We start from the raw sequence: 20,057 nt of genomic DNA on the forward strand, positions 1-20,057 counted from the left end.
ACGGCGAAGTCGTGTGGTCCTGACGCCCCGACGCTGGCGTCAAGTCTTGCGGAACGCAATTCCCGCGAGTCGACGGTGGCAAGAAAGCCCGGTCACCGGGGAGAGCACGAAGCAAACCGTTAAAACCATTGCGCGGGGAATGCCGGGTGTTTCCGGTGTGACCGTGGTGACTAGCGCGTGTGCTTTCTACCACTGCACACGCGGCTGCGGACGCGCCGAGCGTCCGGCATTCCCTGCGCCCTCTGTTGTCGAGGGTGAGTGGATCGAGCACAACTCGGGCGCGCCGCGCTGCGGGAAGGCGGATCTGTGCTCCTCTGTGGCGCTGCATTTGCAGTGGTCTCATCTTTTTTTGACTCCTTGCAAACGCGTCCCGCGTTTGTCGCGAGGGAAAACCGATTCCCACTTTCCGCTAATGCGGCCCGGCGGGTCCGGATCATGCTCCCGATGTCGCCAGATTGTCGCAAGGGACTGTTATCGCGGTGCAAAGTGAGATGCGTCCGATTCGTGGTGGATGGGCAGCGCGAAGCCGTGATTTCGGCCCGGGACGGACGGTTCCCTCAGGTTCTGATCCAATCAGAACCGATGGGTTCTCGTCATCGCACTGTCATGGGAATCTGTTAGGTGCGCGCATGGGAAGTGACTCGATGGGTGAAGAGTTGCCGGAACGGCGATTTCGCACTTTGTTTATCTCCGACGTCCATCTCGGAGCCCGCGGTTCGCAAGCCGACCGATTGCTGGACTTTCTCCGCAGCCATGACGCCGACACCATCTATCTCGTCGGCGATATCGTCGACGGCTGGGCGCTGCGATCGAACTGGTACTGGCCGCAATCGCACAACGACTTCGTGCAGAAAATGCTGCGCAAGGCGCGCAAGGGCGCCAAGGTCGTCTATGTGCCGGGCAATCACGACGAGTTTCTGAGGAACTATTACGGCACGCATTTCGGCGGCATCGATGTCGTCGAGAACACCGTCCATGTCGGCGTCGACGGCCGGCGCTACCTCGTCATTCACGGCGATATCTTCGATCTCGTGGTCCAGAACGCGCGCTGGCTCGCCCATCTCGGCGACAAGGCCTACGACTTCGCCATCCAGATGAACCGGCTGGTCAACTTCTTCCGCCGCGCGTTCGGCGTGCCCTATTGGTCGCTGTCGCAATGGGCGAAGCTGAAGGTCAAGAACGCGGTGAACTACATCGGCGCCTTCGAGGCGACGCTCGCCGCCGAGGCGCGGCGCCATGGCGCCGACGGGGTGATCTGCGGCCATATCCATTACGCGACGATCCGCGACGAACACGGCATTCGCTACATGAATTGCGGCGACTGGGTGGAAAGCTGCACCGCGCTGGTCGAGCACGAGGACGGCCGCTTCGAAATCATCACCTGGACCGACCCGCTGCGCCGGGCGGTTCCTGTCGCCCCGGTCGCAGCGCGCGCCGCCTGATGCATATCCTGATCGCGACCGATGCGTGGCATCCCCAGGTCAACGGGGTGGTGCGGACGCTGGCGATGACCGCGGAAGCGGCGAGGGCGCTCGGTGCCGAGGTCAGTTTTCTCACGCCGAAATCGTTCCGCACCTTCGCGCTGCCGAGCTATCCCGACCTGCGCCTGGCGTTGCCGTACGCTGCGAAGATCGCGCGCCTGATCCGGGAGGCGCGGCCCGACAGCATTCATATCGCGACCGAAGGCCCGATCGGGCTGTTGGTGCGCCGCTATTGCCGCAAGCATGGCCTGCCGTTCACCACCGGCTTTCACACCCGCTTTCCCGATTACGTTTCGGCGCGCTTGCCGGTTCGCCAGTCCTGGATCTGGGCCGCGCTTCGCCAGTTTCACCGCGGCAGCCAGGCGGTGATGGTGGCGACTCCCGCTTTGGCAAATGAATTGCGCGCGCGCGGCTTTCGCAATGTCGTGTTGTGGCCGCGCGGGGTCGACACCGGCCAGTTTCATCCGCGCATGGCCGACCTCGGTTTGCCGCGCCCGGTCTTCCTCTGCGTCGGCCGTGTCGCGGTGGAAAAGAATCTCAAGGCGTTTCTCGATCTCGATTTGCCGGGCACCAAGGTCATCGTCGGCGACGGGCCGGCGCGGGCGGCCTTGATGCGAAAATATCCGCAAGCGGTGTTCCTCGGGGCAAGGCATGGCGAGGAACTGGCGAAGACCTATGCCGCGGCCGACGTCTTCGTGTTTCCGAGTAGGACCGACACCTTCGGCCTGGTGCTGCTGGAGGCGCTCGCCAGCGGCGTGCCGGTGGCCGCCTTTCCCGTGACCGGTCCCCGCGACGTGCTCGGCTCGGCGCCGGTCGGCGCATTGAACGACGATCTGCGGCTGGCTTGCCTCTCCGCGCTGCGGATCTCGCCGCAGGCCTGCCTCGAATTTGCCGCAAGGCATACCTGGGAGGCTTCGGCGCGCGCCTTCATCGACAACATGGCCGATATCCGCGCGGTTGATTCGACCCGCGACGCGGTGCCGTTTTCGGCCGAGCATCCGCGCTTCGTCGCATGAGTTTTTATTTTGACGCGTTTTCTTTGCGCGAACCGGTATCCACTTCGCTCGAAAACGCTACTGCAGCTCTTGCCCGCCTGTCGGGGTACGCGTTACAAGTCGGGCATGACGATGTTGCCCTTGCCTGTGAGTTCCGCGGATATCGACGCGGCGGCGCGCGTGCTGGCGCCGTTCGCGGTGCGAACGCCGCTGTTGTCGCCCCCGGTTCTCTGTGACCGCGTTGGCGCGAGGATTTTTCTAAAGCCGGAGGTGCTGCAACGCACCGGATCGTTCAAGTTCCGCGGCGCCTTCAACAAGCTTTCGTCGATACCGATGGCGGCGCGCGGCGGCGGCGTGGTGGCGTTCTCCTCCGGCAACCATGCCCAGGGCGTGGCGGCCGCAGCCCAAATCCTCAACATGCGGGCGACCATCGTGATGCCGTCAGACGCTCCGCTCTCCAAGCGCGAGCGCACCAAGGCCTATGGCGCCGAGGTGGTGCTGTACGATCGCGACCGCGAGGACCGTGAAGCCATCGCCCGCGACATCGCCGGCAAACACGGGGCGACGCTGGTGCCGCCTTATGACGACCCGATGGTGATCGCTGGCCAGGGCACGGTGGGCAAGGAAATCGCCGACGACATGGCAGCACTTGGCCTTACCCCCGATATCGTGGTGGCGCCGGTTTCCGGCGGCGGCCTGATCGCCGGCGTCGCGACCGCGATCAAGGCGCGCTTCCCGCTGGCCATGGTGATGTCCGCCGAACCCGAGGCCTTCGACGACCACGCGCGTTCGCTCCGCGCCGGCCAACGCGAACCGCACGGTTCCAAGGGCCGCACCATCTGCGACGCGCTGATGGCCGCGATTCCCGGTGAAATCACCTTCGCCATCAACTGCCGGCTGCTCACCAAGGGCGTCACCGCGTCGGATGCCGAAGTGGGAACGGCGGTCGATTTTGCGTTCCGTGAGCTCAAGCTGGTGGTCGAGCCCGGCGGCGCCGTTGGCCTTGCCGCATTGCTCGCCGGCCGCGTCGATATCGGCGGCAAGAATGTCGTGATCGTGCTGTCCGGCGGCAATGTCGATGCGGATTTGTACGCCAGATTGATCGGCTGACGGTTTGAAGCAGGCGCGCTCCCGGCCGATATGATCTCGCGGGGACCCCGGCCGTTTGCTAAACTTCGAATGCCCAGCCTTGGCAAAAAGGCGGGTTAGATCAAACCGGGAGGAATCGGATGTACAGGCTGCTCGTGCTCTACAATGAGCCCAAGGACCCCGCACATTTCAGGAAATATTACGTCGAGACGCACCTGCCGCTGGCGAGCAAGATCCCGGGCGTCAAGAAAGCCAGCTATTCGTTCGACGTGAAGCCGATGGGTCCCGGCAAGTCGCCTTATTTCTGCGTCTTCGAAGCCGATTTCGAAAGCGAGGCGGCGATGATGAGCGCCTTTGGATCGAAGGAGGGGCAGGCGGTTGCGGGCGACGTGCCGAACTACGCCTCCGGCGGCGTCACCATGGTGCATTTTCCGGTCGGGTGACGGGCCTTCTTCGGGACCATGCGCTAGGAAAACAGCGCGATCTTCTCGGTCTGGCTCATGCGCCGGATCGAGGCCAGCGGATCCGGCCGCGGAGGCCGGGGCCGTGGCACGATTCCGTTGGCGATCAGGCTCGAACCGAGAGAAGGTTCGATCGCGGGTTCTAGGGAAGGTTGAGGCGAAGGTTGAATCTCCGGCGCGGCGATCTGCGGTTCGGGCTCGGCGGCGATAACGGAGGCGGCCGGCGGTAACTCGGCCGCCTCGATTTGGTAGGTTTCGTCATCGGGCGGGTCGTCGGCATCGGCAGGATCCAGCGCGGCCATCTCATGCGCGATCAATTCCAGCACCGCATCGTCGTGGGCTTCGGCAGCTTCGGCCGACACGTCGTCAGATTCGGAACTCATGTCCGCGGCCTCAGCCGTCGCGGCGGTCGGTTCGGCCGGTATCGCTGCGCTGCTGATCGCGTCTTCGGCCTCGTATACGATGGTCACCGTCTGCACCGTCTCGACCGCGGCATCGGGCGCCGCGTCGTGCGCTGCCGAAGTGGGCGAGGCGACCGCTTCTTCAGAGGCAGGCGCGGAAGCGGGGACCTCTTCATCGGCGGCCGGCGGCGAGGACGCCATCGCCTGCTCGGCCGGTGGCGGGGCCGCTGCATCGCCATCGTCGAACGTCGCGATCCCTGCGTCGATCAGATCGAATGCGGCGCTGACGGAGGATCCGGGATCGGTTTCGGCTACTGTTTCGCAAGCCGCTTCAATGGCGCTGACCTGCGAATCAATCAGGTCGCAAATCCGGCCATCGGCGCCGATTTCCCGCAAGCGCCATGCGATTTCCCGGATGACCCGGGCGCCCTTGCGCGCCGGCGCCAGATTTTCCTCCAGCGCCATCCCGCCTAATGCTGCGGACGCAGCGGCTCTGGCTTCCTCGACAGCCCCCCTGATCGCGGCCATCGTCTCGGCGAGCCCGTTGTCGGAGGCCGGTTGTTTCTGCGCGGCAAGCGTTTCTTCGATCCGCGCCACCGCATCGAGCACCATCCGGGTGTCCGCATTGCGATTGCGTTTGGAATACTCGCCGAGGAACCAGCGGCCCCGCGAGGTCTCCATGAACGCTTCCCTGATCGCGTCATAGTCTTCCGCGCTCGGCTGCGCCGCGCGCGCGGAGATCGGTGACAGGGCGAATGCTTCGTCGGCCATGGCAAACTCATCGCGCAAATCATCGCGCGTTACGTTAACGATCACCACGATATCGAGCGAATCGCAATTGAATTGATGCCATCCGAATCAACAATCCCCATCGCATCTGCGACCGCGCCGAGGCGATTCGCGGTCAGGCTGGCGCTGTTTTACGGCGCGGTGTTCGCCTTGATCGGCAGCCACCTGCCGTTTTTCCCGATGTGGCTGCGGGCGGTCGGGATCGACGCATCGTGGATCGGGATCATCACGGCGGTTCCTGCGGTGACGCGATTTACGGTGCTGCCGTTCGTCACCAGCCTTGCCGAAAGGCGGGGCTCGCTGCGCGGCGCAATGATCGTCACGGCCTTCCTGACCACGCTGGGGTTTGCGGTGGTCGGGACCCAACACCAGCCGATGCTGGTATTCCTCGCCTTTGCCTTCACCGCCTCGATGTGGACGCCGATGGTGCCGCTGACGGATGCCTATGCGTTGCGCGGCGTGGCACGGTACGGCCTCAAATACGGGCCGCTGCGGCTATGGGGCTCGGCCGCCTTCGTCGTGGGCGCGCTGCTGTGCGGGCTATTGGTCGATTTCATCGCCGCCCGGCACCTGATCTGGATCATCGTTGGCATGGCCGCCCTCGGCGCCGCGATCAGCCTCGGGCTCCAGCCACTGGACAATCCCAAGGCGCCGCGGGTGATGCCGCAAGGCGCGCCAGCATTGCTGCGCGAGCCCGGCTTCCTCGTCATCATCGCGGCCTCGGCGCTGATCCAGGGCAGCCACGCCGCATACTACACCTTCGCCTCCATCACCTGGCAGCTATCCGGCCTCGGTGGGCTGACGATCGCCGGGTTGTGGGTGCTGGGGGTGCTGGCCGAGATCGTGGTGTTCGCGCTGTCGCCGCGCTTCACGCTGCCGCCTGCGATCCTTGTGGTGATCGGGGCGCTCAGCGCGGTCGCGCGCTGGTTGATCACGGCGCAGGATCCTCCAGTTGCAATTCTCGCGGCGGTCCAGCTGGCGCACGGGCTGAGCTTTGGCCTGACGCAAGTCGGCACCATGGGACTCCTGGTGCGCCATGTGCCCGTCCATGTCATGGCGAGAGGGCAAGGTTATCTTGCCGCCTGTGCCGGCATCGTCGCCTCCAGCGCGTCGATCCTGTCGGGTGCGATCTATGCCCGTCACGGGCAGGGCGTGTACTACGTCATGGCCGCGATGGCGCTGTCGGGCGCGGTCCTGATGGGGTCCGGCCGGCATCACCTCAGCAATCACCCCCAGAGTACGGCGTCCGGCGGATAGATCAGGCTGCCGTCGTAGCGCAACCCGCCCTCGCGGTCGCGCGCCAGCAACAGCGGGCCGTCGAGATCGACATAGCGGGCCTGTGCGGTGAGCAGCAGCGCCGGCGCCATGGCCAGCGAGGTCGCGACCATGCAGCCGATCATGATTTCGAACCCTTGCGCACGCGCCGCATCCGCCATGGCAAGCGCTTCCGTCAACCCGCCGGTCTTGTCGAGCTTGATATTGACGGCATCGTAGCGTTCGCGCAGTCCCGCCAGAGAGGCGCGGTCGTGCACGCTTTCGTCGGCGCAGACCGCGAGCGGCCGCTTGATGCGCGCCAGCATTTCATCCTGGCCGGCGGGCAGCGGCTGCTCGACCAGGGTGACGCCGACATCGGCACAGGCGGCGAGATTTCGCTCCAGATTTCGCGGTGTCCAGGCCTCGTTGGCATCGACGATGAGTTCGGACTCCGGCGCCGATTTGCGCACGGCGGCGATCCGCTTGCCGTCGCCGTCGCCGCCGAGCTTGATCTTGAGCAGCGGCCGGTGGGCCGCCTTGGCGGTGGCCGCAGCCATCGCTTTCGGCGCGGCAAGCGAGATCGTGTAGGCGGTGGTGCAGGGGCGCGGGGCAGGGCGTCCGAGCAGGTTCCAGGCGCGCCGGCCGCTGGTCTTGGCCTCGAGGTCGAGCAACGCACAATCCAGCGCGTTGCGGGCAGCACAAGCAGGCATCGCCGCCTGCAAGGCGTCCCGGTCCAATCCTCGGCCAACGGCTTCGCGCAGCGACAGGACAGCAGCCAGGGTGGCTTCCGGGGTCTCGCCATAGCGGGGATAGGGAACGCATTCGCCGCGCCCGGTATGGCCGCCTTTGCTGATCTCCGCCACGACCGTCACCGCCTCGGTTTTGGCGCCCCGGCTGATGGTGAAGTGGCCGGCGATCGGCCAGCGTTCGATTCGCGCGGCAAGCGTTGGCGATTTGCTGGAAGTCATTTTAATATCTGGCAATTCTTGAACGCCCGGCTTGCCCGGCGCGACCAAGTATGGCTGGTTAGGGATGTGTTCTACAAGGTCATCGCAGCGTTGTCGGATTTTCCTCGTCGGCGGCTAGCGGGAGAATCGGCACGGGAGTGGGCATCGTGAAGGGCGACCCGACATTGGAGCGGATAGCACAGGGCAACGGGCTTGCACTGTGCGCCGCGGGGACGTGGACCGCCCGCTTTGCGCCTGTCCTCGAGCAGATGGTGGCGGATGCCGAAAAGTTGACTGGAACCCGGCCCAACATCTTCATCGATGTATCGCAGGTCTCCAAGCTCGACACTTTCGGGGCATGGCTGATCGAGCGGCTCCGCCGCAGCCTCACCCAGGGAGGCGCCGAGGCGAAGATCGCCGGGCTTTCCGCCAATTATTCGAGCCTGGTCGACGAGGTCCGCCGGGTGAAGGCAACGCCCGCGGCCGACACCACGTCGGTGACCATTACCGGCATGCTGGACCAGGTCGGCCGCACCATGGTGGGCATCGGCGGCACGGTCATCGGCCTGATCGACATGCTCGGCGCCGTGCTGGCCGCGAGCGGGCGGGTCCTGATTCACCCCCGGGCCTTCCGGTTGACCTCGACCGTGCATCATCTGGAGCAAGTATGCTGGCGGGCGGTGCCGATCGTCGTGCTGATCACCTTTCTGATCGGCTGCATCATCTCCCAGCAGGGCATCTTTCATTTCCGCAAGTTCGGTGCGGATATCTTCGTGGTCGATATGCTCGGTGTGCTGGTGCTGCGCGAAATCGGCGTGCTGCTGGTGGCGATCATGGTGGCGGGCCGCTCGGGGAGCGCCTATACCGCCGAGCTCGGCTCGATGAAGATGCGCGAAGAGATCGACGCGCTGCGCACCATGGGATTCGATCCGATCGAGGTCCTGATCCTGCCGCGAATGCTGGCGCTGATCATCGCGCTGCCGATCCTGGCCTTTCTCGGCGCCATCGCGGCGCTGTATGGCGGCGGGCTGGTGGCGTGGCTTTACGGCGGCGTCGATCCCGAGGCGTTCCTGCTTCGGCTGCGCGACGCGATCTCGATCGATCACTTTACCGTCGGCATCATCAAGGCACCGGTGATGGCGGCGGTGATCGGGATCGTCGCCTGCGTCGAGGGGCTCGCGGTGCAGGGCAGCGCGGAATCGCTTGGGCAACACACCACGTCCTCGGTCGTGAAGGGAATTTTCTTCGTCATCGTGATGGACGGCGTGTTTGCGATCTTCTTCGCTTCGATCGGAATGTGATGATGGCGCCTGACACGCAAAATGCCATCATCCGGGTGCGTGATATCTCGGTGCAGTTCGGCTCCGCCAAGGTTCTGGACGGACTCAATCTCGACGTCAGGCGCGGCGAAATCCTGGGGTTTGTCGGGCCGTCCGGCGCGGGCAAATCGGTACTGACACGCACCATCATCGGGCTGGTTCCCAAGATATCCGGACGCATCGAGGTATTCGGGATCGATCTCGACGCCGCCAGCACCGCGGAGCGGCGCGGGGTCGAGCGGCGCTGGGGAATCCTGTTTCAGCAGGGCGCGCTGTTTTCCTCGCTGACGGTGCGGCAGAACATCCAGTTTCCGGTCCGCGAATATCTCAACGTCACCCAGCGGCTGCTCGACGAGATCACGGTGGCCAAACTCGGCATGGTGGGATTGCGCCCGGAAGTGGCCGACCGCTTCCCCTCCGAACTGTCGGGCGGCATGGTCAAGCGTGTGGCGCTGGCGCGCGCGCTCGCGCTCGACCCCGAACTGGTTTTCCTGGACGAGCCGACCTCGGGCCTCGATCCGATCGGCGCCGGCGACTTCGACGAGCTGGTCCGGACCCTGCAGCGGACTTTGGGCCTGACCGTTTTCATGGTAACCCACGATTTGGACAGCCTTTATACCGCATGCGACCGTATTGCCGTTTTAGGGAACGGTAAGATCATTGCCGCAGGATCGATGGCCGACATGCAGGCCTCGCAACATCCCTGGTTGAGGGCCTATTTCCACGGCAAGCGCGCCCGCGCGGTCATGGGCTAATATTTTGGCTAGTACAGCCGGTATCGGAGTTGGTTGATGGAAACGCGGGCGAACTTCGTTCTGATCGGATCGTTCACGTTGGCGGTGATTGCCGCGGCGTTCGGCTTTGTTCTCTGGTTCCAGAGCCTTCACACCACCAAGGCGCGCAGCCCGCTCCGCATCATCTTCGAAGGCCCGGCGGCGGGCCTGCGCAACGGCGGCAGCGTGAATTTCAACGGTATCCGAATAGGGGAAGTGATGTCGGTGAAGCTCGACAACCCGCGTCGCGTTGTCGCGCTCGCCATGGTCGAGAACAACGCGCCGCTGCGCAAGGACACCTTGGTGGGGCTGGAATTTCAGGGGCTGACCGGGGTCGCCGCCATCTCGCTGAAGGGCGGCGAGGAGGCCGCACCCGCGGTTCCCCTGGACGAGGATGGCGTTCCCGTGCTGACGGCCGATCCGAACGCGCTCCAGGACGTCACGGAGGCGATCCGCGGCACGCTGCAGAACATCAACAGGGTGGTCGCCGACAACCAGCAGGCGGTGAAGAACTCGCTACATAACCTCGAGACCTTCACCTCGTCGCTGGCGCGCAACGCCCAGAAGATCGACGACGTCATGCTGAAGGTCGACGGCGTGATGGGAAAAGCCGACAGCCTGATGCTTGGCCTCAATACGCTGGCCGGCGGCAAGGACGGCGGCGAACTGTTCCTGACGGTGAAATCGATCCGCGAACTGGCGGAAGATTTCGACAAGCGCTCCGGCGCCCTGATGGCCGACGGCCGCCGCACGCTCGGCGATATCAGCCGCGCGGTGAACAATCTCGACCGCAACCCGACGCGGCTGTTGTTCGGTGCGGGCAACTCAAGCACGCCAGCGGCGGCCTCCGCCTCGACGCCTACGCCGCCGCCCGCGGCGCCTGCGACGCCGAGGCGTCAGTAAGGAAGCGGTCGCCGGTCCTAGCTTCAGCGCTGCGGACCGTATCACCCATTGATGCCCGATCGACGCCACCTTACAATCTCCAATGGGTGCGTTGGGTGCGGGTGGGGGTAAGGTTTAGTGCGACATGGAAGGATTCTTCTCGTCCTGGCGCTCATCGCGCCGGGGCTTGTGGCTTGCGCGACACAAGAGGCCATGACCGTCGCCGGTGGCGCGGTCGCAAATCCCAGTCCGAAATATCGAAATGCAATCGCGGTCCGTTCGGTGAGTGGCGGTCAGGTGATGAGTGTGTTGACGGTGCCGGGCGTCGCCAATGAACCACTCAAGGCAGCGCTTGAAAGCACGCTTGCGGCTAACGGCTATCTGGCCCGGTCTGGCACGCCAAAATTCTACCTCGACGCCGAAATCCAGAATTTGGATCAGCCCTTGATCGGGCTCGATCTGGATGTGATTGCGGACGTCACCTACAAAATTTCGGGCGCCGGCGCCGCCGCGACCTATCCGATCAAAACCAAGGGTACTGCGACCTTCTCCGACTCGCCGATTGCCGCCGATCGCATGCGTATCGCGAACGAGCGTGCGATGCACCAGAACATAAAGGAGTTTCTTCAAGCGCTGCGCTAAGCCTTTGAAGATACTGCATGCAGGCCTCTACCATCATGACTTGAGATTGTTGTAGAGGAAGCGAACGCCAAAAACAAAACGGAGGCATCGCTGCCTCCGCTTTTCATTTTTGTACTTCCGCTCGAGCCTTACCCGAGCCGTCCCGCGGCATGCGCGAGCAGGGTATAGACGAGGCCGGTCTCGGAGGTGAGGTGGCTGCGCAACGCCGCCGGTCCCCGATCCTCGCGCGCGACTTCGTCGAGCAGCCGCTCGAACTCGGCGATGTAGCGGTCGACCGTCTGCTTGAAGTTGCGGTCGGCGCGGTATTTGCGGGCGACTTCGTCGAACGCCTTCTGGCCGGCTGGCGTATAGAGCCGCTTGGTGAAGGCCTTGCTCTCGCCGCGCTGATAGCGATCCCACATTTCGGCGGCGAGGTTGCGGTCCATCAGGCGGCCGATGTCGAGCGACAGCGACTCCAGCGGGTTGCCACCGCTGGCCGGCTGGGCCGGGCGGCTGCGCGCGACATCGCGATTGCCCGAACCGGTGCCAGTGCCTGCGCCGCCATCGGTGCGGCTTAGCAGATCGGACAGCCATCCATCGCGTCCCTGGTCGGCACTCGCCGGCGAAACCGGCGGAGCCTCCGTGCGCCGCGAGGCCGGCAGCCCAAGGTCCGGCGGCGGCAGGCTCGAGGCGCTGCTGGCCTCGCGCATGCGCGGCGCGGAGCGCGACTCGCCGCGTCCGCCGGCGGTGGCCAGCATCGGCTCTTCCTCACGATGCACGCTGGTGCGGCCGGAGGTCACGACATCCAGGCCGCGGCCGTGATGGGCGACGATCCGGTTCAGTTCCGCCAATGCCTCGATCTGGTCGACGATCACTTTGCGCATTTGCGCGGTGCTCTCGGCGGCTTCCTGCGGCATTTCCAGCACGCCACGGCGAAGTTCGTTGCGCGTGGCCTCCAGCTCGCGATGCATTTCCGCGGCCATCTGCTTCATGCCCACCACCATGTTGGCGAACTTCTCCGCGGACTGCTTGAACATCGCATCCGCTTCCTGGGTGCTCTGCTGATAGATTTCGCTCATGGCGTCCGATGTCAGCCGGCGTTCCTCTTCGGCAGCCGAGCGAACCGCTTCGAACTGCCGGCTGATGGCCGCCGAACCGGCGCCTGCCGTTTCCGCCACCACGCGAGCGATATCGCGCGCGCGCTCTTCGGCGGCCGCCAGCGATTCATCGAGCAAGCCGGTGAAGCGCGATAACCGCTGATCGAGGTCCGTCGTGCGCAGGTCGATCGTGGTGACCAGCGATTCAAGCGCGGACTTGCGTTCGGCGAGCGAGGCGGTGGTGTTGCGGTTGCTTTGCTCGACCACCGAAGCCGCCTCGACCAGCGCCTTGCCGTGGATATCGAACTGGCTGGAAAGCGAGCCGAGGTCTTCCAGCGCCTTCGAGGTCTTCGAGTTGAACACGCTCAACTGGTCTTCCAGCGTCTGGGTAGCCGCCCCGTTGCGCGAGGTAACATCGTTCATGGCGGAGACGAAGTCGGCCACACGGGTGACCAAAGCGCGCTCAAGCGAATTGAGATTGTCGTGAGCGCCGGTAAGCACTTCCTGCAGCAGGATATTGCCTTCGCGCAGCCGTTCGAACAGGGCGACCGTATCGGTGCGCAGGATCTTGCTGGTTTCCTGCATCTCGGTCACCGCCGCGACCGAGACCTGGCGCGACTGGTCGATGGCCGCCCGCGAAGCCTGCTCCAGCTCCTTCAGCGACTTGTTGACGGCGCCGGTGGCGAGTTCGCCGGCGGATGTGATCGTCCGTGCCACGTCGGTGCCGTTGCTCAGCATCGATTGCGAGAAGGTCTGGCCGCGGGTTTCGATCGATCTCAGCGCCTCCGAGGTGACGCGATCGACATCGACCGTGAGCTGGTTGGTCTTGGTGCCGATGGCCTCGACCAGCGATCCGCGCTTGCCGTCGATCATCTGCGCAAGACGGTCCGTCTGCTGTTGCACATAGGTGACGATTTCGTCGGTCTTGCCGGTCATGGCGGAACCGAAGGTGCCGCTGGCGGCGAGAACCGAGCGTTCGACTTCCGCCGTGGTCGACTTGACCTTCGAGCTTACTTCGTTGGACGCGGCCACCAGTGCGCTCTGCGCATTCTGGGCGCTGGTTGCAATATTATCCGTGGTGTTGGCGGTAACCGTGCTGAGCGAGCGCTCGATATCCGTCGAGATCGCCCTGATCTGGCTGGCGGCGTCGGCCGACGTTGCGGTCAGCGAACTCTGGGCCTCGCGCGCGCTGTTCAGGATGGAGGCGGCGGTGTCCGCTCCGACCGCCGTCAACGTACGTTCCACATCCATCGCTAGCGACTTGACGTGGTTGGCGGCCTCCGACGATGCGGTGACGAGCGTGGTCTGGACTTCACGCGCGCCCGCGAGAATCGACGCAGCGGTCGCCGAGCCGGCGGCCGAGAGCGAGCGTTCGACATCGGCGGCCAGGGACTTGACCTGACCGGCCGCATCCGCGGAAGCCGAGACCAGCGTGGACTGCGCTTCACGCGCACCGGCGACAATCGAACCGGCGGTCGCCGAGCCGGCGGCCGAGAGCGTTCGCTCGACGTCGGCGGCCAGGGATTTGACCTGGCTGGTGGCGTCCGACGAAGCCGTCACGAGGGTGGCCTGCGCATCGCGGGCGCTGTTCACGATCGAGCTCGCGGCACTGCTGCCGACGGCGGTGAGCGCGCGCTCGACTTCCGCCGAAGTCAGCTTCAGCTGGGCGCCGACGTCGGTGGAAACCGTAAGCAGCGCTTGCTGCGCCGTGCGTGCGCCGGTCTGGATGGTCTCGCTGGTATTGACCACAAGGTTGGTCAGCGAGCGTTCCGCATCCTCGACATGGGACTTGATCCCGAGCGACAATTCCTCGGCGCGGGCCATGAGATCGTCGCTGGCTTGCCGCCCGCTGCTCTCGATGCGGCCGGCCACGGCTTCGACGCGCGAACCCAACAGGTCTTCGAACTGCGCGACGCGGGTATCGATATCGGTAGCGACCGCGCCCACCCGGGCCTCGATGCCCTGATGGATCTCCTGGAACCGCGCCGTGATGGTTTCGGTCAGCTGCGCGCTGCGACCATCGATGGTCTCGGTCACGTTGACGATGCGCCGATCGACGGCTTCGATCGCCTGCGCGGCGCCTTCCGTCAGAGAAGAGGTGAGCAGGCTGAGGCGCGAGTCGATAGAGTGGATCGCCTGCGCGGCGCCGTCGGTCAGCGAGGAGGCCAGCGAACCGAGCCGGCCGTCGATAGTTTCGGTGACTGATTTCGCCCGCGAATCGAAGGTCTGTTCGAGCGATTTGAGACGGCCGTCGACCGATTCATCGAAGGATTTGATCTTGATGTCGAGCGAGCTGTCGAGATGGGCGACGCTGGTGCCCAGCGTCGTCTCGAACTGCATCAGGCGCTGGTCGAGCGAGGCGGTAATCTCGCCGCCGTTCGAGGTCAGCCGCGTGTCGAAGGTATCGACATAAGTCTTCAGGGTTTCCGCGATGTCCTGGGTGCGCTGGCCCATGCGTTCGACGATTTCGCCGCCGAAGGTTTTGACGGTGCGATCGAACTCGGAAATATGGCGGGTGATTAGCGCGCCGAGGGTGCCGCTGTCGCGGGCGAATTTCTCCGCGAGCTCTCCGCCCTGGTTCTTCACCAGTTCGTCGAAGGCGCTCATCTGCATACTGAGGGTGTCGTGCGCGTTTTCGGTCTGGCTGACGACCTTCGCCACCAGCGAGTTCACCGTCACGTCAAGCGCGTCGCTCGCCTTGTCGCCCGAGGAGAGGATGGTCGTCGCCAGGCGATTGCCGGCATCGTCGATCTTGCTCACCAGATCGCCGCTGCGCAGTTCAAGCTCCAGCAGCAGCGAGTCGCTCGAATTCTTCAGCGAGTCGTGAACCTGTTCGGTGCGGTCGGAAATTCCGTCCACGATCGTGGACGAGCGTTGCTCGAATTCGGATGTGATGCGGTCGATCCGCTCGTTCAGCATCTCGTGGACGCGGTCGGCCAGTTCGACGAATTCATCGTGGACGTGTCCGGTCTTGAAATTGAGGCTGGTGGTCAGCCGCTCGCTGGCGTCGAGCACGGCGCGCGTGGTTTCGGCGCTGGCTTCCTCGAGCCGGTCGAGCAGGTCGCCGCCGCGCTCGCCGAGCGCCAGGATCATGTTGTCGCCGGCATTGCCGAGCGCGCTGGTGATGTGGGCGCCGCGTTCTTCCAGCGCACCTGTGATGCTCTTGGCAACCTCGTCGACCCGCGATGCGATCGCGTCCGATATCAACGCGATGTCGTGGCGCAGGTCGATCTGCACGCCGGAGATGGCGCTGCGAACCTGTTCGGCCTGTCCGACCAGGTTGTCGCGCTGATGGGCGATATCCTGCAGCAGGGCGCGGATCCGCACCTCGTTGTCGCTGTAGGCGCGCTCGAGCGCCGAAACTTCATTGGCCACGAGGGTTTCAAGCTCGCCGGCGCGCGCGATGGCGCGCTCGACGCCGTCGCCCATCGCCGCCACTTCGCGGCGGATCGCCTGACCGACCGTCACCATCGAGTCGCTGGCAGCGCCCTCGGGCTCCGAAAAACGGATCGCAACCTGCGCCATCGACTGCGCGATCATCCGCAATTCCTGACCGCGCCAGGAAATGCTGGCCAGAAAATAGAGCAGCAAAATCGGCGCGAGGAACAAGGCCGCAAGTCCGGCCAGCGCCAGCGTGCCGCCGCCCTGACCGATGACGGCCTGTATCGACGGGAGAAAGGAGAAGGTCAGCACCGCGGCGCCCAACACCCATACCGCCGTGAAAAGCGTAGCCAGCGTGTAGACGTTGCGCGCCGGGCGGCCCTTCTGAATGGCCTGCAGAATCTGGCCGATGGTTTCGCGGTCGTCATTGGCGGCGCGGCGAGTCGTGCGCGGCTCTTCGAGGGGTTCGAACATCGGCCGGTCGTCGCTCGGCCGGGTGTCGAAGGCAGACTCATTATAGGCCGCCGCCGCGGACGGACTTGCCGGCGCGGCATCGCTGCGGACCGAGCCCCTGTTGTTGCTATCGTCGCTGATGTTCAAGGCTTCCTGAATGGCAGAAAGCGCGACTTCCGTAGGGTCTTTGACCTTCTTGGGATTGTTCGCCATGTTCAGTCTGACCCCTCGTTTTACTTTTTACGCATCCCGAAAACAGTCTTGCGCGAACGCCCCCGCAAGCCCGCAACCGGCGTCATACCCCCGTGCGGCGGCAAGGCGCAGTCGTTCGGTCGGCTTGTCCGCCAGCTTCGCAAACATCCTATTGGCAAGGCGGCGCGATTGAAATGGCTGCGATTAATACAATCTTAATCATCGTTAACAGCGCCACGCCGTAAGGCCTTATAGACCTTCGAAATTCTCATACGCTTGGGTTAATTGAGGCAAGTGTTTGCCGAAAACATGGCAAACTTGCGATGGCGCGGCAAACGTTCCGTTAACCCTTTCCGTGATTGGCTGGTGAAACCTGCTCTGTCAGATCGCTAAACTGCGGAAGGTCGGATCAACGCCATGCCGCTTCATCTGGAACGGGTTACCTGGATGCCATCGCCGCCACTCGTCCCCGACGACGGTCCGATCGATATCGAACATATCAGGCGAATGACGCTCGGCGATACCAGCCTCGAGCGCGAGGTGCTGGCGATGTTTTCGGCACAGGCCGTTGGTCTGGTCGGCGCGCTCGCCACGTTACCCTCCGACGCCGGCGCGCTGGCGCACACACTCAAGGGTTCGGCGCGCGCCATCGGGGCGTTTGGCGTGGCCGATGCCGCCGAGGGTCTCGAAGCCCTGATCCGGAGCGGCGGCGATCCGGCCCTGGCGCTGGCCGAGCTCACCGATGCCGTGGCGCGGGCCCGCGCGGCCATCGACGCGATCCTGAACCGGTCCTGATCCCGAACGATCCCACGTGCCGCAAAAACCGCGCCTCGGGTTTTCATCCCGGTTGCCGGTGGCCCGGCGTTCGATATTCGCCCGCCGGCGCGGCAGGCGCTACGCGCAAGCCTGGCACCCAAGCAGCACCGGTGGATCGCGGATTCCCGCGCGGTTGTCGGATTTGACATCGGCATGGCGGACATCCCGGACACGCTGATGCGAATGCCAAAACCCCCGCACTAGCGCCGGGCGGATCGACCCGTTATAGGACTGCCCGGACCTCTCTCATCCGGCAGCACGAGCGAACATGGCCAAGATTCACTTTGTCGACCATACCGGCGAAACCCGCACCATCGATGTCGAAAACGGTGCCACCGTCATGGAAGCGGCGATCCGCAATGCGATCCCGGGCATCGAAGCCGAGTGCGGCGGCGCTTGCGCCTGCGCCACCTGCCATGTCTATGTCGATGAGGCGTGGCGGGAAAAGGTCGGCGCGCCGTCGCCGATGGAAGAGGACATGCTGGATTTCGGGTTCGACGTGCGGCCGAATTCGCGGCTGTCATGCCAGATCAAGATCAGCGATGAACTCGATGGCCTCGTGGTCTCGACGCCGGAACGGCAGGCCTAGGGCCCGGTTCTGATCGAACCAGAGCCGGGGCTTCGCTCGAATCGCCCTAGAGCTTCGGCGGCGCTATTTCCACGCCGCGGCGCAGCCAGGGCTGAAAATTCCTGACAATCTCCGATGTCAACGGCGTCGGTTTGCGCGTCGCCTCATCGATCAGCACGGTCACCGATTGCGCCGATGCGACACATTTGGCTTCGGAAAACACCACCTGATCGAAGGTGACCGATGTCCGGCCGAACTTCGAGACGCCGAGCCCCATCTCGATGGTGCCCGGCCAGCGCAGTTCGGCGCGAAAGTGGATATCGAGCCGCACCATGATCCAGGCGAGGCCTTCGGGCATCAATCCGTAACTGCGGTCCTTCATCAGCGTGACGCGGCCGGTCTCGAAATAGGTCGCATAGACCGCGTTGTTGACGTGCTGATTGGGATCGAGGTCGGCAAAGCGCACATTGTCGGTCAGCCGGTAGGGAAAATCCTCAAGGCGCGGGGTTGAATCGAGACGGGCTGGTGCGTTCACGGCGACGATCTCCATGCTTTCACGCCGTTACAGCGCAGTTGTCGAATGGCGGCAAGGGGTTGCCGGGCGCCTTGACGGCATAATATGGCTTTCCTCGTCCCGTCCCGTTGGCTAGACAGGCGCAGCCAGAGGCTGCCGGCTGTTCAACCGAAAAGAAGCGATATGAGCGAAGCGATCAAAACCGACGTGCTGATTATCGGCGCCGGCCCGTGCGGGCTGTTTGCCGTTTTCGAATTGGGCCTGCTCGACATGAAGGCGCATCTTGTCGATATCCTCGACAAGATCGGCGGCCAATGCGCCGAGCTCTATCCGGAAAAGCCGATCTACGACATCCCGGGAATTCCCTTCGTCACCGGCCATGGGCTGACGGAGGCGCTGATGGCGCAGATCAAGCCGTTCAATCCGACCTTCCATCTCAACGAAATGGTGGAGACGGTCGAGAAAATCGGCGATCCCGGCTTTCGCGTCACGACCGATGCCGGCAAGGTGTTCGAGTGCAAGGTGGTGGTGATCTCGGCCGGCGGCGGTTCGTTCCAGCCCAAGCGCCCGCCGGTGCCGGGCATCGAGGCCTATGAAGGCAGCTCGGTGTTTTACTCGGTGCGCAAGATGGAGCAGTTCCGGGACAAGGATCTGCTGATCGTCGGCGGCGGCGATTCCGCGCTGGACTGGACGCTCAACCTGCATCCGATTGCCAAGCGGGTGACGCTGCTGCACCGGCGCGACGATTTTCGCGCAGCGCCGCACAGCGTCGAACAGATGCGCGCGCTGGTGGCTGCCGGGAAGCTGGACCTGAAGATCGGCCAGGTGACGGCGCTCGAAGGCGAGGGCGGCAGGCTTTCCGGCGCCACGGTGAAGGGTAATGACAACGTCGTATCGAGAGTCGCGTGCGATACCATGCTGCCGTTCTTCGGCCTGACCATGAAGCTGGGGCCGGTCGCGAACTGGGGCATCGCGCTCGAGAACAATCTGGTGCCGGTCGAGACCTCGGCCTTTGAGACCAGCGTGCCCGGAATCTTTGCGATCGGCGACATCAACACCTATCCCGGCAAGCTCAAGCTCATCCTGTGCGGCTTCCATGAGGGATCGCTGATGGCCCAGAAGGCGCACCGTTACGTCTATCCGGACAAGCGCCTGGTGTTCCAGTACACGACGTCTTCCTCGAGCCTGCAGAAAAAGCTTGGCGTGAACTGAGCGGCGTGACGCCGCTCTCGCAAGAGGGCCCGGCAAGGCCGGCTTCGATGTTGCGACATATTTGTGGCGAGGCCGGGTCGCCGCGGAAGAGCGATGGATGTGCGACGCCGGGGCACTGGAACCCGCGGCGAAATGGCCGTAATCTGCGGCATCGTTCGACGGGCTGATCAGGTGATCCGATGTGGAATATTTCATCCAGATTGCGACCGGCGCTTCCGATCGCGACCGGCCTTGCCGTGTTGTTCGCGGCCGCGCTTCCGGGACGGGCCGCTGAGCCGACCGCCGCAGGGCTGTGGCAGAAGATCGAGGACGGCAAGCCGGTGGTGTGGGTTCTTATGGTCGATCATCGCGACGGCTTCTTCGAAGGCGTGATCGCCAGGACATTTCCAGTGCCCGGCGAAACTCCACATGATGTCTGCTCGAAATGCACCGACGATCGCAAGAACGCGCCGGTGCTCGGAATTTCCTTTATCCGCAACATGAAGCGCAATGGCCTCGAATACGAAGGCGGTAACATTCTGGATCCGCGCGACGGCGAAGTCTGGAAGGCGAAGATGACCGTCAGCGCCGACGGACAGGATCTCATTCTGCGTGGCTACGTCCTCACGCCGATGTTTGGCAAGAATGAAACCTGGCACCGTTTGCCGGACACCGAGCTCGCTTCCGTCGATCCCACCATTGTAGCCAAATACCTGCCGGCGCAGGCCCCGGCGGTGAAGCCGCCGCTGCCCGCAGCCGTGAAAAAGCCGGCACCGTTGCCCGCGCGCTGAGACGCGCGCAACGATCGAACCGAGACGAATTCGACCGCGGCG

General features: G+C 64.3%; 17 protein-coding genes. 13 read left to right on the forward strand and 4 right to left on the reverse strand.

Annotated elements, in window-relative coordinates:
* The first annotated feature begins 629 nt into the window (after positions 1-629).
* The 4 genes from E8A46_RS14650 (at position 630) to E8A46_RS14665 (ending at position 4,008) form a co-directional block, all read left to right on the forward strand.
* Entirely contained in the window at positions 630-1,442 is an 813-nt protein-coding gene (locus E8A46_RS14650) for a UDP-2,3-diacylglucosamine diphosphatase (protein WP_291561806.1), read from the forward strand.
* Complete coding sequence (locus E8A46_RS14655; protein WP_291561808.1) at positions 1,442-2,497, forward strand: glycosyltransferase family 1 protein; 1,056 nt, start codon at positions 1,442-1,444, stop codon at positions 2,495-2,497. Before E8A46_RS14650 ends, E8A46_RS14655 begins: the two co-directional genes overlap by 1 nt.
* A gap of 105 nt (positions 2,498-2,602) precedes the next feature.
* The gene (locus tag E8A46_RS14660) at positions 2,603-3,586 is read left to right on the forward strand and encodes a threonine/serine dehydratase (protein WP_291561810.1); all 984 of its coding nucleotides are present in this window, start codon (positions 2,603-2,605) and stop codon (positions 3,584-3,586) included.
* A 119-nt stretch (positions 3,587-3,705) separates the two neighbouring features.
* The gene (locus tag E8A46_RS14665) at positions 3,706-4,008 is read left to right on the forward strand and encodes an EthD family reductase (protein ID WP_291561812.1); all 303 of its coding nucleotides are present in this window, start codon (positions 3,706-3,708) and stop codon (positions 4,006-4,008) included.
* Positions 4,009-4,031: 23 nt separating this feature from the next.
* On the opposite strand, the gene E8A46_RS14670 is transcribed toward E8A46_RS14665, so the two are convergent.
* Entirely contained in the window at positions 4,032-5,198 is a 1,167-nt protein-coding gene (locus tag E8A46_RS14670; protein ID WP_291561814.1) for a hypothetical protein, read from the reverse strand.
* A 75-nt stretch (positions 5,199-5,273) separates the two neighbouring features.
* Here E8A46_RS14670 and E8A46_RS14675 point away from each other — a divergent pair, with 75 nt between their 5' ends.
* Positions 5,274-6,473 (forward strand): MFS transporter, encoded by a 1,200-nt coding sequence (locus tag E8A46_RS14675; protein ID WP_291561816.1) that lies wholly within the window; start codon positions 5,274-5,276, stop codon positions 6,471-6,473.
* On the opposite strand, the gene dgcA is transcribed toward E8A46_RS14675, so the two are convergent.
* Positions 6,443-7,438, reverse strand: a complete 996-nt coding sequence (gene dgcA / locus E8A46_RS14680) for an N-acetyl-D-Glu racemase DgcA (RefSeq protein ID WP_291561818.1) — start codon at positions 7,436-7,438, stop codon at positions 6,443-6,445. The genes E8A46_RS14675 and dgcA overlap by 31 nt on opposite strands.
* Before the next feature lie 146 nt (positions 7,439-7,584).
* On the opposite strand from dgcA, the gene E8A46_RS14685 reads away from it, so the two are divergent.
* From E8A46_RS14685 to E8A46_RS14700, 4 genes are all read left to right on the forward strand, one after another.
* Positions 7,585-8,718: an ABC transporter permease gene (locus E8A46_RS14685; protein WP_291561820.1), complete on the forward strand. Its 1,134-nt coding sequence runs from the start codon at positions 7,585-7,587 to the stop codon at positions 8,716-8,718.
* A gap of 2 nt (positions 8,719-8,720) precedes the next feature.
* Positions 8,721-9,491, forward strand: coding sequence for an ABC transporter ATP-binding protein (locus tag E8A46_RS14690; RefSeq protein WP_291561824.1), 771 nt, complete (start codon positions 8,721-8,723; stop codon positions 9,489-9,491).
* Positions 9,492-9,527: 36 nt separating this feature from the next.
* Entirely contained in the window at positions 9,528-10,412 is an 885-nt protein-coding gene (locus E8A46_RS14695) for an MlaD family protein (RefSeq protein WP_291561826.1), read from the forward strand.
* A gap of 288 nt (positions 10,413-10,700) precedes the next feature.
* Positions 10,701-11,033: a hypothetical protein gene (locus E8A46_RS14700; RefSeq protein WP_291561828.1), complete on the forward strand. Its 333-nt coding sequence runs from the start codon at positions 10,701-10,703 to the stop codon at positions 11,031-11,033.
* A gap of 128 nt (positions 11,034-11,161) precedes the next feature.
* On the opposite strand, the gene E8A46_RS14705 is transcribed toward E8A46_RS14700, so the two are convergent.
* A complete protein-coding gene (locus E8A46_RS14705; RefSeq protein WP_291561830.1) occupies positions 11,162-16,156 on the reverse strand; it encodes a methyl-accepting chemotaxis protein in 4,995 nt (1,664 codons plus the stop codon).
* Positions 16,157-16,552: 396 nt separating this feature from the next.
* Between E8A46_RS14705 and E8A46_RS14710 the strand changes: the two genes are divergently transcribed.
* Both E8A46_RS14710 and E8A46_RS14715 read left to right on the forward strand, forming a co-directional pair.
* Positions 16,553-16,930, forward strand: coding sequence for an Hpt domain-containing protein (locus E8A46_RS14710; protein ID WP_291561832.1), 378 nt, complete (start codon positions 16,553-16,555; stop codon positions 16,928-16,930).
* 289 nt (positions 16,931-17,219) lie between these two features.
* Entirely contained in the window at positions 17,220-17,540 is a 321-nt protein-coding gene (locus E8A46_RS14715; protein ID WP_291561834.1) for a 2Fe-2S iron-sulfur cluster-binding protein, read from the forward strand.
* A gap of 46 nt (positions 17,541-17,586) precedes the next feature.
* On the opposite strand, the gene E8A46_RS14720 is transcribed toward E8A46_RS14715, so the two are convergent.
* Positions 17,587-18,054, reverse strand: coding sequence for a thioesterase family protein (locus E8A46_RS14720; RefSeq protein ID WP_291561836.1), 468 nt, complete (start codon positions 18,052-18,054; stop codon positions 17,587-17,589).
* A 162-nt stretch (positions 18,055-18,216) separates the two neighbouring features.
* Between E8A46_RS14720 and E8A46_RS14725 the strand changes: the two genes are divergently transcribed.
* Positions 18,217-19,245: an NAD(P)/FAD-dependent oxidoreductase gene (locus E8A46_RS14725; protein WP_291561839.1), complete on the forward strand. Its 1,029-nt coding sequence runs from the start codon at positions 18,217-18,219 to the stop codon at positions 19,243-19,245.
* 179 nt (positions 19,246-19,424) lie between these two features.
* Entirely contained in the window at positions 19,425-20,015 is a 591-nt protein-coding gene (locus E8A46_RS14730) for a DUF2147 domain-containing protein (RefSeq protein ID WP_291561841.1), read from the forward strand.
* The last annotated feature ends 42 nt before the right edge of the window (positions 20,016-20,057 follow it).

This window comes from Bradyrhizobium sp., from assembly GCF_004799445.1.
Classification (GTDB): domain Bacteria; phylum Pseudomonadota; class Alphaproteobacteria; order Rhizobiales; family Xanthobacteraceae; genus Bradyrhizobium.

Excerpts from the sequence above, each read along its gene's own strand:
- E8A46_RS14695 (WP_291561826.1), top strand. The coding sequence starts at position 9,528 with ATGGAAACGCGGGCGAACTTCGTTCTGATCGGATCGTTCACGTTGGCG.
- E8A46_RS14670 (WP_291561814.1), bottom strand. The coding sequence starts at position 5,198 with ATGGCCGACGAAGCATTCGCCCTGTCACCGATCTCCGCGCGCGCGGCG.
- E8A46_RS14690 (WP_291561824.1), top strand. The coding sequence starts at position 8,721 with ATGGCGCCTGACACGCAAAATGCCATCATCCGGGTGCGTGATATCTCG.
- dgcA (WP_291561818.1), bottom strand. The coding sequence starts at position 7,438 with ATGACTTCCAGCAAATCGCCAACGCTTGCCGCGCGAATCGAACGCTGG.
- E8A46_RS14725 (WP_291561839.1), top strand. The coding sequence starts at position 18,217 with ATGAGCGAAGCGATCAAAACCGACGTGCTGATTATCGGCGCCGGCCCG.
- E8A46_RS14710 (WP_291561832.1), top strand. The coding sequence starts at position 16,553 with ATGCCGCTTCATCTGGAACGGGTTACCTGGATGCCATCGCCGCCACTC.
- E8A46_RS14665 (WP_291561812.1), top strand. The coding sequence starts at position 3,706 with ATGTACAGGCTGCTCGTGCTCTACAATGAGCCCAAGGACCCCGCACAT.
- E8A46_RS14655 (WP_291561808.1), top strand. The coding sequence starts at position 1,442 with ATGCATATCCTGATCGCGACCGATGCGTGGCATCCCCAGGTCAACGGG.
- E8A46_RS14650 (WP_291561806.1), top strand. The coding sequence starts at position 630 with ATGGGAAGTGACTCGATGGGTGAAGAGTTGCCGGAACGGCGATTTCGC.
- E8A46_RS14660 (WP_291561810.1), top strand. The coding sequence starts at position 2,603 with ATGACGATGTTGCCCTTGCCTGTGAGTTCCGCGGATATCGACGCGGCG.
- E8A46_RS14730 (WP_291561841.1), top strand. The coding sequence starts at position 19,425 with ATGTGGAATATTTCATCCAGATTGCGACCGGCGCTTCCGATCGCGACC.
- E8A46_RS14705 (WP_291561830.1), bottom strand. The coding sequence starts at position 16,156 with ATGGCGAACAATCCCAAGAAGGTCAAAGACCCTACGGAAGTCGCGCTT.
- E8A46_RS14715 (WP_291561834.1), top strand. The coding sequence starts at position 17,220 with ATGGCCAAGATTCACTTTGTCGACCATACCGGCGAAACCCGCACCATC.
- E8A46_RS14675 (WP_291561816.1), top strand. The coding sequence starts at position 5,274 with ATGCCATCCGAATCAACAATCCCCATCGCATCTGCGACCGCGCCGAGG.